This is a genomic window from Yokenella regensburgei (genome assembly GCF_003634235.1).
GTDB classification, from domain to species: Bacteria; Pseudomonadota; Gammaproteobacteria; order Enterobacterales; family Enterobacteriaceae; genus Yokenella; species Yokenella regensburgei.
This window is the reverse complement of record NZ_RBIZ01000005.1, coordinates 587085-599668: the sequence shown is the minus strand read 5'-3', so window position 1 is coordinate 599668 and position 12584 is coordinate 587085. Positions and strand designations below refer to the sequence as shown.

The following is a 12584-nucleotide window of genomic DNA, read 5'->3' as shown; positions in this document are numbered from 1 at the left end:
GGGGCTGAGTGCGGGGAAATTATCGGCTCTGCTTTCTCAGCAGATAAATAAAGTACGGCGCGCCGATAAAGCTTGAGAGCAGCCCCGCCGGAACCTGATACGGGAACAGCAGCATTCGTCCGCCCCAGTCAGCCACCACCAGCAGTAATCCCCCCGTCAGGGCCGACATAACAATATGCGGCATCGTTCGACGGAATCCCATCATCCTCGCGATATGCGGTGCCATCAGCCCAATAAAGCTGAGCGGGCCAATAATCAGCGTCGCCGCAGCGGTCAGGCTGGCGGCCAGCAACAGTAACCCTACACGTGATGGCGTTAGCGCGATCCCCACCGCGCGGGCAGTATCTCCCCCTAACGGCAGGATAGTCATCCAGCGGCGGCACAACGGCACCAGAGCTAACAGTACCAGCATCATCAGCCCCGTCCGCGTAACCTGCAGCCAGTTAGCGTTGTAGGTCGAACCGGAGATCCACGTCAAAATTTGCGCCATCCGCGGGTCACCGCTTGCCTGCAGCATCATCAGCAGCATGGTGAAGGCGGTGCTGAGCGCCATCCCCGCCAGCAGCATGCGGTGTGGCGAAAAACCACCGCGCCCGGCGGCAATCAGGATAATCAGCAGCGTTGCCGCCGCCCCCATGCTGCCGGCCGGCAGCAACCACTCAAAGGCGTTGCCCGGCACAAAGAACAGCATCAGCACTACGCCAAACGCCGCACCGGAGGAAATACCTAACACCTCCGGGCTCGCCATTGGGTTACCCGTCAGACGCTGGATGATACAGCCCGCCACTGCCAGCATGACACCGGCGATTAACGCCGCCATAATGCGCGGTGCGCGCCACGGCATCAGCCTCTCGAGCAGTTCGCCATACGCCCACTGCCAGCCCTGGGAATCACGCCCCAGCGACAGCGCCGCCAGCATCACCAACAGCAGCACGGCAGCGCCAATAAGGGAGTACAGCAACACATTCTGCCGTTCTGCCGCCACCCGGTCACCGGCGTTCATAGCCGGTGCACTGATGCTGCGCAGGCGCGGCAGCAGCCACAGGAGCAGCGGAGCACCAATCAGCGCGGTCACCGAACCGGTAGAGACCTCCATCCAGACTCGTGAGAGCCAGAGGATCATTTGATCGGAAAGCCAGAGGATCAGCGCGCCAATCAGTGTCGCCAGGATCAGGCGAGAAAGCAGTCGTCGTGCGCCGAGCATTTTTGCCAGCAGCGGGGCAAACAGGCCGATAAAACCAATAATCCCAACCGCATTCACCAGCAGGGCACTGATAATAATCGCCAGCGTCAACGTTGCCAGCCGCGCCAGCGACAGCGCCAGCCCAAGGTTGCGCGCCACGCCGTCATCCAGCCCCATCAGGGTTAGCGGTCGCAGCAGAAGCAGCGTGAGCATCACGCCCCCCAACAGCTGTGGCCACAGCTGTTGCACTACGCTCCAGTCGGTTTGCGTCAGCGAGCCGGTGCTCCATAAAAACATGCTCTGCAGCTGATCGTGGTGGAAAATCACCAGCAGCTGGTTCACGGCACCGCAGTACATGCTCACAACCAGACCCGCGAGGATAAGCGTCACCGGCGACAGGCGTTTTCCCCAGGAGACGCCGAATACCAGCGCGCCAACAATACAGGCGCCAGCCAGCGCCGCAAACTGCGCGGTCAGCACACCGGGCAGCGCCCAGAGAGTGGTGATGGTTATCCCAAGCTGTGCGCCGGTTGCAACGCCCAGCGTGGTCGGCTCCGCCAGTGGGTTACGCAGCACCTGCTGGAACAGCACGCCGACCAGTCCGAGGCCAGCCCCCACCAGCAGCGATACCGCGACACGCGGCAGCAGGCTGAAGTGAAACAGCATCTGGGCAATACTGTCGACGCTCGGCTGCCAGAGTGCTTCACCCCACTGCGCACGCGGCAGCGCGGCATTGAAGTTCACCCAGCTGAGCCACAGGGCGGCGATAAACAGCACCAGTAACAGTAACGCCGGGAAGAGTGAGATGCGCGACCTCATGCTTGTCCTCCCAGCGTATTATCCAGAATTGTGACGAAGTTCATCGCCGAAAGCGTCGCACCGTAGAACCACACCGCCGGGGCCGTCCGGAAACGTTGCTGACGCACAAACGGCATCGCCTGCCACAGCGGCGTGGCCTGCAGTTTTTGCATCGCCAGGGTGTTACCGTGTTCAAAGCAGATGACGTCAACATCCTTGAATTCGCCCAGCCTGTCGATCCCCACCACCTGGCTACCCCAGAAGTTGGTTTTCCCCTGCCAGGCATTCACAATTCCATAGTCATCGAGGATCGGCTGAAACAGGCTATTCGGGCCAAACACCAGCATATGGCGGGCATCGAGCTGGCTCAGCATCAGCAGCGGACGGCCGCCGCGCCTGGCAAAGCGTGGTTTGTGCCGGGCAATAAAGTGGTCGTATTCGTCGAGATGACGGCGCCCTGCCGCTTCCAGCCCCAGCAGCTGCGACATCTCAACCAGCGATTTTCGCGCCATCGCCAACGGGCTTTTTCCATCGCTGAAAGTAAAGCCGCGCCCCGGTGCAATCTTCATGAGCTTCTCCGGCGACGGGCCGTAGCCTGACGACCACACCATGTAAGAAGGCTTCATTTCGGTGAGCAGTTCAAGGTTCGGCTCGGTACGCAGACCGACATCAATCACCGTGTCTGGCAAAACAGGCTCGTTAACCCAGCGCTGATAGTTGGGAATATCCGCCACGCCGTAAGGCGTGACGCCCAGTGCCAGCAGCAGTTCCGTCGGCAGCCACTCGAGCGCGACAATGCGTCGAGGGTCAATAGTCGCCGCCTGTGCCGGAGCCATTTTCAGCAGCAGCGGCGACAGCGCCATCGCCGTCAGCAGACGCCGGCGGCTAATCATCAGAGAATTATTCATCAGTAGACAAAACTTACCGGTGCAGCCCCTGCCGGATGCGGCAGGATCCCCATCGGAATACCGTAGATTTGCTCCAGCGTTTCGCCACGCATCAGCGTTTCCGGGGTTCCCTGTGCAATCATTTCACCACCGCGCAGCGCCACCAGATAATCGCAGTAGCGAGCCGCCATATTGATATCGTGCAGCACCGCGATAACCGTCAGGCCACGCTGCTGGCTCAGGCGATGCACCAGCGCCAGTACATCCACCTGATGGGCGATATCGAGCGCGGAGGTCGGTTCATCCAGCAGCAGGCAGCGAGTATCCTGGGCGACCAGCATGGCAATCCATGCGCGCTGACGTTCGCCACCGGAGAGGCTGTCGACCAGGCGATGCGCCAGAGGCTTCAAACCAACCAGGCTAATCGCCTCTTCCACTTTCTCACGGTCGGCGGCACCAAAGCGCCCCAGCGCACCGTGCCACGGATAGCGCCCAATCGCCACCAGTTCGCGCACCGTCATCCCTTCCGCCATCGGCAACTGCTGCGGCAGGTAGGCGACCTTGCGAGCGAAGGACTTGTTGTTCCAGCTCTCCAGCGGCTGCCCGTCGAGCAGAATATCGCCCTGCGACGGCGGCTGATGGCGGCCAAGCATTTTAAGCAGTGTGGATTTACCGGAACCGTTATGACCGATAAGCCCGGTCACTTTGCCCGCAGGAAAAGTCAGAGAGAGAGGATGCAGCAGCGTCCGGCCAGGGACATGAAAAGCGACGTTGCTAAGCGAAAAGGTAGTATCGGATTGCGTGATGTTTTCCTGCATAGCGACCAACGTGTAAAAAAGGCGCAGCAAGCCGCGCCTGAAAATGGTTTAGAAGCGGAAGGTTGCTGTCGCAACGACCTGACGTTCTGCGCCCCAGTAGCATGCATACTCGCTGTAGCAGCTGGAAACGTATTCGCGGTTAAACAGGTTATTGACGTTCACACCCACCGATGAACCAGGCAGTCCGAAGCGTGCCAGATCATATTTCACCGTCGCATCAACAACCGCATAGCTGGCAACGTTGAAGGACTGATTTTTCTTCACTGGATCATTTTGGTAATAGCTTACCGTCGAGCCAATATAACGCGCTCCTGCCCCGAGCGTTAAACCGCTCAACGCCGTTTCGTGGAAGGTGTAGTCAGCCCACAGAGAGGCCATGTTGCGCGGCACTTCCGCCGGGCGCTTACCTTCAAATACCGTGTCGTTGGTATATTTAGCATCGGTAAACGTATAGGCCGCCGTCAGGTTGATATTGGCGTTTACTGCCGCCTTGGCTTCCAGTTCAAATCCGCGAGAACGAATTTCCCCGGTCTGGATACTGAAGCCCGGATTGTTCGGGTCAGCCGTCAGGTTTTTATCTTTGGTCAGCTGGTAGACCGCTGCGGTAACCACCACAGGCATGTCTTTCGGTACGTATTTCACGCCCGTTTCATACTGTTCGCCATGGGAAGGATCGAACGGTTTACCGCCCGCACTCGAACCAGAAACCGGCTCAAACGACTGGCTGTAGCTGAAGTAAGGTGAAACACCGTTATCGAACACATAGTTCAGACCGCCACGCCAGGTGAACTGCTGATCGTGGTTTTCTGCCATCGAGTTCGAAGAGCGGGTCAGCGTAGAGGTGGTGGCGTAATCGTAACGACCGCCTAATGTCAGCACCCATTTGTCCCATTCAGCCTGATCCTGAGCATACAGACCAGTCTGCTCCATACGGTTCAGCACCGCATACGGGAACGTGACGTTAATGTTCGGATTATTGTATTGCGGGTTCTGCATGGAGATAGGATCAGCAGAGCCGTATTCCGCGTTTATGTCATTACGCATACGCGAGTAATCAACCCCGGTCAGCAGGGTATGATCGACCGGACCCGTCGCAAACCTGGACTGCAGTTGAGTATCAACGGTAAACGTATTGAGGTTTTCATCAGAACGTACGTACTGACGATTAATCATTCCCGGGGCCTGATAACCGTATCCATAAACGGAGCGATAGAGCGTGTGAACCTGAGCGTAACGCAGGTTCTGGCGCACGGTGAAGGTGTCATCAAACTGGTGGGCAAAGCTGTAGCCAACCATCTGCTGGCGGCGGGACATTTTGTTATCCGGATCGCCTTCGTTGAAGTCGGTCGGCAGTTTGTGCTGATTACCGTTAGCATCCGTGTATGGCACGACGGTCCCTTCACGCGGCAGCCAGCCGTAGTAGCCCGCATCCGGATCGCTCTGGAAGTTGCTCAGGAAGGTAAAGTCGGTTTTATCATCCGGGCGCCAGCTGAAAGAGGGTGCAATCGCGTAGCGTGTAGATTTCGCCATCTGCTGCTGGGCATCCTGGCTGCTACCTAACCCGGTCAGGCGGTAGGACCACACACCGGCATCATCAATCGCATCACTGAAGTCAAAACCCGTTTGCCACAGGTTATTGGTGCCCATTTTGAACTGCACTTCTTTCAGCGGTTCGGTGGTCGGGCGTTTGCTGACCATCGAAACAATCCCACCCGGGTTGCTGTTGCCGTACAGTACCGATACCGGTCCACGCATCACTTCGACGCGCTCGAGGAAGTAAGGATCCATCGACACTTCAGAGTAGTTATTACCCTGCAGTTTCATACCATCAAGATACTGGTTGGTGTTTACGGTTGAAGAGGTCGTAAAACCACGAATGGTGACCACATCATAGGTGGTGGAGCTACCGCGCGTTGAGAATACGCCCGGTGTATAAGCGATCGCCTCTTTCACCGTCGTTGGCTGCTTCATATCCATCTCTTCCCGCGTGACGACGGAAACAGACTGCGGTGTTTTTTCGATTGGGGTATCGGTTTTTGTCGCGGTAGCGGTGCGTTTCGCGGCGATGGTTGGGGATGGACCCCAGGCACTTTCCTGTGCGGCCGGTGCGGCGGTGACGGTGATGGTTTCTTCTTTCGGTTTGTCAGCCGCCTGCGCATAGACAGACATGCCGCTAACCGCTGTAGCTACAACGACTGCGATTTTACGCAGCGCAATGTTGCCTGGCTGAGCAGTTTTAGGACGCGCCATTTCAGTTCTCTGATGTAATAGTGAATGATAACGTAAACGATAATTATTATTATGACCGCAGCATAATAGGCGAAACGCCGAAGGCATAGCAAGCGGAATGCGCCCCTACCAAATCTAAGGGCATAAAAAATAACCGGAGTGTTGTTATGGAGTTAGAGGAAGGTTAAGAAGAGGATCTCTCGCCCCGAAGGGCGAGAGGAGTGACTGCGGAATATGCAGACTTAGTTACTGCCGAACATATCCTTGATCCAGCCCGCTACGCCATCGCTTTTATCCTGCTGCTGAGGCTGCTGCTGCGGCTGCTGCTGTTGTTGCGGCTGAGAGGACGGCTCAAACGGGTTGCCGTTCTGCGGCTGCGGTTGGCTTTGCTGGCAAAGCTGGTCCGGATCCGTGGTCCAGACCGGCAGCATACGAGTGCCGCCACCGCCGCAAACAAAGTTGCCGTTATCGTCAACGCCCATGCTGGCAATATCTTCCGGCGGCGTCAGATCCAGCGGGATCGGTGACTCGTTGGACAGATAGCGCTGGTAGATAGACATCGCACCGCTGGCACCGTAGAGCTTCGTCGGCTGGTTGTTGTCACGACCAACCCAGGTGATCACCACTTCACGGCCGTCGATACCGGCAAACCAGGTGTCGACGTTGTTGTTGGTGGTCCCGGTTTTCCCTGCCAGATGCAGGTTCGGGTACTTAGCGCCAAGCTGACGCCCGGTACCGCGCTGAACCACCTGCTGCATGGTCCACAGCGTCATATACGCCGCCTGCGCAGGCACCGCACGCTCCGCCTGCGGATAGCTCTGGTACAGCACCGTACCATCTTCGCCAATCACCGAACGCAGGGCAGAAAGCGTTGCGCGGTTACCGCCGCTGGCAATGGTCTGGAACGCCTGCGCCACTTCAATCGGCGTCAGGTTAAGTGCCCCCAGCAGCATAGCCGGCACGGCATTAAGCTGATCTTTCGGCGCCCCCAGTTTCAACCAGGTATCGGTAACCGCCGGGAGACCCAGCGCCATCCCGAGGTTAACGGTTGGCACGTTCATCGAACGGGTCAGCGCGTCCACCAGCATCACCTGACCGGTAAAGCGACGGTTATCGTTCTGTGGAGACCAGGTCTGACCGTTAGGCAGGCGAATATCCACCGGCGCATCGGCGATCCAGGTATTCAGACGATAGCGGTTCGGCTGGCTTAGCGCGGTAAGATAGGTCGCCGGTTTTGCCAGAGAACCAATCGAACGACGCGCCTGCATGGCACGGTTGTAACCCGCAAACTGCGGTTCCGCACCACCAACCATCGCCCGAACCTCACCGCTAAAGCGGTCGACGACCACCATCGCCGTCTCGAGATCGCTCAACTTACGCTGTTTTTTAAGCTCCGGAATGCCGTCGGTTGCCGCTTTTTCTGCCGCATCCTGCGCGACCGAGTCGAAGGTGGTGAAGATCTTCACGCCGGAGAGATCTTTCACTTTATCGCCAAGCTTCGCCTGCAGCTCCTGGCGAACCATCTGCATAAAGGCTGGCTGTGGTGAGATAACCCCACCGCGCGGCTGCACGCCAAGCGGGCGGGCGCTGAGCATGTCGTACAGCTCCTGGTCAATCACCTTCTGCTGCTGCAGCAGGCGCAGTACCAGGTTACGACGTTCGAGCGCCAGCTTCGGATTACGCCACGGGTTGTAAATTGATGCCCCTTTCACCATGCCCACCAGCAGCGCCTGCTGATCGAGGCTCAGCTCTTCCACCGGACGACCAAAGTAGTACAGGCTCGCCAGCGGGAAGCCGCGGATCTCGTTATCGCCGCTCTGACCGAGGTACACCTCGTTCATATACAGCTCAAGGATCCGGTCTTTGCTGTAGCGGGCATCCATGATAACCGCCATGTACGCTTCGTTGGCCTTACGCCAGTAGGAGCGTTCACTGGAGAGGAACAGGTTTTTCACCAGCTGCTGCGTCAGGGTACTCGCCCCTTGCACCGTGCGTCCTGCGGTCACGTTCGCCAGCACCGCACGCCCGATGGAGTACAGGCTGATACCGTCGTGCTCATAGAAATGACGGTCTTCGGTGGCGATAAGCGTATCGACCAGCAGGTCCGGGAACCCGCTGCGCGGCACGAACAGGCGCTGCTCGCCGTTCGGCGAGGACATCATGGTTATCAATCGCGGATCGAGTCGGAAGAACCCGAACTGGCGGTTGTTATCCATGTTGGTGATACTTTCCAGATGATCGCTATCGAAGTCCAGACGCGCACGCACCTGCCCTTCTTTACTGTCCGGGAAGTCAAACGGACGGCGGATCATCTCAATGCTGTTAGCCTGCACCGTAAACTCGCCCGGGCGCGTCATCGCGCTCACCTGGCGGTACTGGGAGGCCGTCAACAGACGCACCATCTCGTTTTTACTGACCGGCATATCCGGCTCGAGGTTAACCATGCGGCCATATACGGCGGCAGGTAACTGCCACACTTTACCGTCAATACGGCTACGAATTTTCTGGTCGAGGTAAACACCGTAAATGGCGATAAGCACCGCAAAGACGATACCAAGCTTCACCAGGAACCAGAACCATCCGCGCTTACCACGAGGCTTACGCCCTTTGCCTTTCCCCTTACGCGGCATCGGCTCTTCATCCTCATCGTCATCATCGTACTCGTCGTCATACTCTTCATCTCTGAGCCGACGACGGCTTATCTTTTGTTTCGCCGGACGTGAAGGTTTTCCTTTCCGTCCAATCGGCTCGCGGTCATTCCCCGCCATGCTTTTTCTCCGCATTTTCCAGGCATAACCGCCTGATTCTCATCTCTTTCATTTCGGCGAACCAGAAGAAATCTCTCAATTTTTCGCCTATGAATATTTCTTTGTGCGCCGGGTGGGCGCAGTATTTGCAGGATCGTCGGGCCATACATGCTTCGGGTAACGACCTTTCATCTCTTTCTGAACGTCGCGATAAGACCCTTTCCAGAACGCGCTGAGATCGCGGGTGACCTGCAGCGGACGCTGTGCCGGCGATAACAGCTCAAGCACCAGCGCCACACGCCCCTCGGCTATCGTTGGGGTCGTGGCTTCACCAAACATTTCCTGCATGCGCACCGCCAGAGCCGGAGGATTATCCTCATGATAACGTATTACGATTCGGCTTCCGGTGGGCACAGTGTAATGCGTGGGAAGCGAAGTCACCAGCCGCTGACGTAAAGACCATGGCAGCAGATTATGTAACGCTTCATGAATATTCACCGCCTTAAGCGCCCGCAGCGAGTGAACCCCGGTCAGCTGCGGCAGAAGCCAGCGCTCAAGCGAAGCCAGTAACGACGCGTCGTCAACCGCAGGCCACTCCTCTTCCGGCAGCCATTTTGCCGCGTTCATCAAACGCAGACGGAATTGCTCTGCCTCCGGCGTCCAGTTCAGTACCGAGAGCCCTTTGTCACGGATGCCGTTAAGCATCGCCTGGTGCAGCTCCTCTTCCGAAGGTTTTGCCAGCGCCTGAGTCTTCACGGTTAACTCACCAATTCGCAGGCGGCGCCAGGCTCTTAACGTACCGCGCTCGTCGTCCCACTCAACGGTATCAGACTGGCTTAACAGCCACGGACAACGTGCGATCAGCACATCAACTTCTACCGGTAGCGCCTGCAGAATACGGGCGTCCGCCGACTGGCTGCCCTGCAGCAGCAGTGGCGCAATCAACCATTCATGGCGGCCCAGCGCGTCGTCGGCGTCGAGCATTGCCCCCATACCGTTGGCAAGCTGGTAACGACCTTCCTGCCCCCGACGACGGGCAATACGGTCGGGAAACGCCCGCGCCAGCAGTGCCGGAAGCAGGTCAATATCCGCCTCGCCCGGCGATCCACCGCGCCGTTTCGCAAGCTGCCGGGCGCGCTGCTGCCAGTTAGGCTGGTTGCGGGAAAAGGCATGAGCAAGATCCGTGCTGGCGTTTCGCGGCGGTTCTTCGAGGATCGCCACCGCCTTCGCCGCCGTGGCGATTTCATCGGCTCCCTCTGCCGCTACCAGCATCGCCGCCAGACGCGGATCGTTACCCTGCTCGGCCATCTTTCGGCCTTTCGCAGACAGACGTTCGCCTTCCAGCGCCTGTAGCTGCGCCAGCAGTCGGCGCGCCGCCGCAAGGTTGAGCGCCGGAGGAAGATCGAGCCAGCTGAGCTGTGACGGTTCCTGACAGCCCCACTGTAAAAGCTCCAGCAGCAGCCCGGAGAGATCGCTTTGCAGGATCTCCGGCTCGCTTTGCGCCGCCGCCCGCTCGGCCTGCTCTTTGGCTATCAGGTGCAGACAAACACCCGGCTCCAGACGCCCGGCACGCCCGGCGCGCTGGGTCATCGAAGCCTGGCTGATGCGCTGCGTGACCAGCCGCGTCAGCCCGGTGCGCACATCAAAACGAGCCACCCGTTCCTGCGCACTGTCGACAATCAGGCGAATACCTTCAATCGTCAGGCTGGTTTCCGCAATGTTGGTCGCCAGCACCACTTTACGCTTACCGGCAGGTGCAGGCAGAATCGCTTTCCGCTGCTCGCTGAGCGGCAAAGCACCGTACAGCGGGCACAGTAATGTATCGTCGGCAATGCGTGAGGCGAGCTGCTCCTGCACGCGCAGAATTTCCCCTACTCCCGGTAAAAACAGCAGCAGAGATCCGGATTCATGACGTAATAGTTCGGCCGTGGCGATAGCAATCGCCTCGTCGGCGCGCTGATGCGCCGCCAGTGGTTGATAGCGGCGATCCACCGGGTAGCTTCGCCCCTCGGAGATAATGGTCGGCGCCTCTGGCAGCAGCTGCTGCAGACGATCGTTATCGAGCGTCGCCGACATGATGAGCAGCTTAAGCGAGTCCCGCAGCCCCTGCTGAACGTCGAGCAGCAGCGCCAGCGCGAGATCTGCCTGCAGGCTACGCTCGTGGAACTCATCGAGGATCACAAGCCCCACGCCGTTCAGCTCTGGATCGTGCTGCAACATGCGCGTCAGGATCCCCTCCGTTACCACTTCAAGGCGGGTATCCGGGCCAGTGCAGTTCTCGGCACGCATCCGGTAGCCGATGGTTTGTCCGGTTTTTTCACCGAGCTGCTCTGCCAGCCGCTCCGCGACGTTACGCGCCGCCAGCCGACGTGGCTCAAGGAGGATAATTTTACCTTGAATGTTGCCCTGAGCCAGAATTTGCAGCGGCAGCCACGTCGATTTCCCCGCGCCGGTGGGCGCGTTGAGCAAGACCTGCGGCGCATGACTCAGCGCCTGAAGAAGTTCGGGAAGGACTGTAGCAACCGGTAACAGGGACACAAAACGCTCCGAAGAGTTAACATTCAGGGTCATGCATTGTAGCATCGCCATAAATGATTACCGAGAAACCGAGATGTCAGAGCCAAAACGGCTATTCTTTGCCGTTGAAATACCGGGCAATATTCAACGACAGATTGTCCGCTGGCGCGCCGGGCAGTTTCCGCCCGAAGCCGGCCGCCCGGTCGCGGCGGCAAATCTGCACATCACGCTGGCCTTTTTAGGTGAAGTGAGCGCGGAAAAGCAGCAGGCGCTCGCCGCAATGGCCGGACGTATTCACCAGCCCGGGTTTACCCTGCATCTTGACGATGCCGGACAGTGGCTACGATCCCGCGTGGTGTGGCTTGGCACCTGCCAGCCGCCCCGGGGATTGCTGCAGCTTGCCAGTATGCTTCGCGCCCAGGCGGCCCGCAGCGGTTGCTACCAAAGCCCGCAGCCATTTCACCCGCACCTTACTCTGCTGCGTGATGCAGGCCACGCGGTAAGCATTCCACCGCCGGGCTTTCACTGGCAGGTGCCGGTGAACGAGTTTGTGCTGTATGAATCGTCGTATTCACAAGGACGCACCCGTTACACCCCGCTTCAGCGCTGGACATTAACCGAATAACAGGACACGTGATGCAATTTTCGCCCCCATTACAATCCGCTACGCTCATCAAACGCTATAAACGCTTTCTTGCCGACGTGATGACGCCAGCGGGCGAAACCCTCACCCTGCACTGCCCCAATACCGGTGCAATGACCGGTTGCGCTACGCCGGGAGATACCGTCTGGTATTCCACATCGGATAATCCTAAACGCAAATATGCGCATACATGGGAAATAACGCAGACCCAGCAAGGCGCCTTTATTTGTGTTAATACTTTACGCGCCAATATGTTAGTGAAAGAAGCATTACAGAATGATGTCATTGCTCCGCTCACAGGATATAGCGTGCTGAAAAGCGAAGTAAAATATGGCGAAGAACGAAGTCGAATTGATTTTTTGCTACAGGCAGATGACGGTCGTAACTGCTATATTGAAGTGAAATCGGTAACGTTGGCGGAAAATGAGTACGGTTATTTCCCGGACGCGGTGACTGAAAGGGGTCAAAAGCATCTTCGGGAGCTCATGAGCGTGGTAGCCGCAGGCGATCGCGCTGTGGTTTTTTTTGCAGTGCTTCACTCGGCCATTACCTGTTTTTCACCTGCGCGCCACATCGATGCGAAATACGCGCAATTGTTGAATGAGGCAAAAAACAAAGGGGTTGAAATTCTGGCATTTAAAGCGGAACTTTCTGCCGATATGATGACTCTCAATGAGCCTATACCCGTCGTGTTATAACGACGAACAATAAGTGTGCTGGTCGCGTGCGCAAATACGCTTTTCCTCACAGGGTTGTCAAGTG

At 58.0% G+C, this 12584-nt stretch carries 8 protein-coding genes; 2 read left to right on the top strand and 6 right to left on the bottom strand.

Annotated features, from left to right (window positions below; all coding sequences use genetic code 11):
- Window positions 1-19: 19 nt before the first annotated feature.
- From fhuB to hrpB, 6 genes are all read right to left on the bottom strand, one after another.
- Window positions 20-2002 carry a Fe(3+)-hydroxamate ABC transporter permease FhuB gene (fhuB, locus tag C7387_RS17850; protein WP_120817203.1) on the bottom strand — a complete coding sequence of 661 codons (1983 nt, stop codon included), beginning with the start codon at window positions 2000-2002 and terminating at the stop codon, window positions 20-22.
- The gene (gene fhuD, locus C7387_RS17845; RefSeq protein WP_120817202.1) at window positions 1999-2889 is read right to left on the bottom strand and encodes a Fe(3+)-hydroxamate ABC transporter substrate-binding protein FhuD; all 891 of its coding nucleotides are present in this window, start codon (window positions 2887-2889) and stop codon (window positions 1999-2001) included. Before fhuD ends, fhuB begins: the two co-directional genes overlap by 4 nt.
- Window positions 2889-3686: a Fe3+-hydroxamate ABC transporter ATP-binding protein FhuC gene (gene fhuC / locus C7387_RS17840; RefSeq protein ID WP_120817201.1), complete on the bottom strand. Its 798-nt coding sequence runs from the start codon at window positions 3684-3686 to the stop codon at window positions 2889-2891. Before fhuC ends, fhuD begins: the two co-directional genes overlap by 1 nt.
- A gap of 48 nt (window positions 3687-3734) precedes the next feature.
- Entirely contained in the window at window positions 3735-5936 is a 2202-nt protein-coding gene (gene fhuA / locus C7387_RS17835) for a ferrichrome porin FhuA (RefSeq protein ID WP_006817196.1), read from the bottom strand.
- Window positions 5937-6157: 221 nt separating this feature from the next.
- Window positions 6158-8683, bottom strand: a complete 2526-nt coding sequence (mrcB, locus tag C7387_RS17830) for a bifunctional glycosyl transferase/transpeptidase (protein ID WP_120817200.1) — start codon at window positions 8681-8683, stop codon at window positions 6158-6160.
- Between the two features lie 87 nt (window positions 8684-8770).
- Window positions 8771-11200, bottom strand: coding sequence for an ATP-dependent helicase HrpB (hrpB, locus tag C7387_RS17825; protein WP_120817222.1), 2430 nt, complete (start codon window positions 11198-11200; stop codon window positions 8771-8773).
- 73 nt (window positions 11201-11273) lie between these two features.
- On the opposite strand from hrpB, the gene thpR reads away from it, so the two are divergent.
- Window positions 11274-11804 carry an RNA 2',3'-cyclic phosphodiesterase gene (thpR, locus tag C7387_RS17820; RefSeq protein WP_120817199.1) on the top strand — a complete coding sequence of 177 codons (531 nt, stop codon included), beginning with the start codon at window positions 11274-11276 and terminating at the stop codon, window positions 11802-11804.
- Between the two features lie 11 nt (window positions 11805-11815).
- The gene (sfsA, locus tag C7387_RS17815; protein WP_038252105.1) at window positions 11816-12520 is read left to right on the top strand and encodes a DNA/RNA nuclease SfsA; all 705 of its coding nucleotides are present in this window, start codon (window positions 11816-11818) and stop codon (window positions 12518-12520) included.
- Window positions 12521-12584 lie beyond the last annotated feature (64 nt).

Excerpts from the sequence above, each read along its gene's own strand:
- fhuB (WP_120817203.1), bottom strand. The coding sequence starts at position 2,002 with ATGAGGTCGCGCATCTCACTCTTCCCGGCGTTACTGTTACTGGTGCTG.
- fhuD (WP_120817202.1), bottom strand. The coding sequence starts at position 2,889 with ATGAATAATTCTCTGATGATTAGCCGCCGGCGTCTGCTGACGGCGATG.
- fhuC (WP_120817201.1), bottom strand. The coding sequence starts at position 3,686 with ATGCAGGAAAACATCACGCAATCCGATACTACCTTTTCGCTTAGCAAC.
- fhuA (WP_006817196.1), bottom strand. The coding sequence starts at position 5,936 with ATGGCGCGTCCTAAAACTGCTCAGCCAGGCAACATTGCGCTGCGTAAA.
- mrcB (WP_120817200.1), bottom strand. The coding sequence starts at position 8,683 with ATGGCGGGGAATGACCGCGAGCCGATTGGACGGAAAGGAAAACCTTCA.
- thpR (WP_120817199.1), top strand. The coding sequence starts at position 11,274 with ATGTCAGAGCCAAAACGGCTATTCTTTGCCGTTGAAATACCGGGCAAT.
- sfsA (WP_038252105.1), top strand. The coding sequence starts at position 11,816 with ATGCAATTTTCGCCCCCATTACAATCCGCTACGCTCATCAAACGCTAT.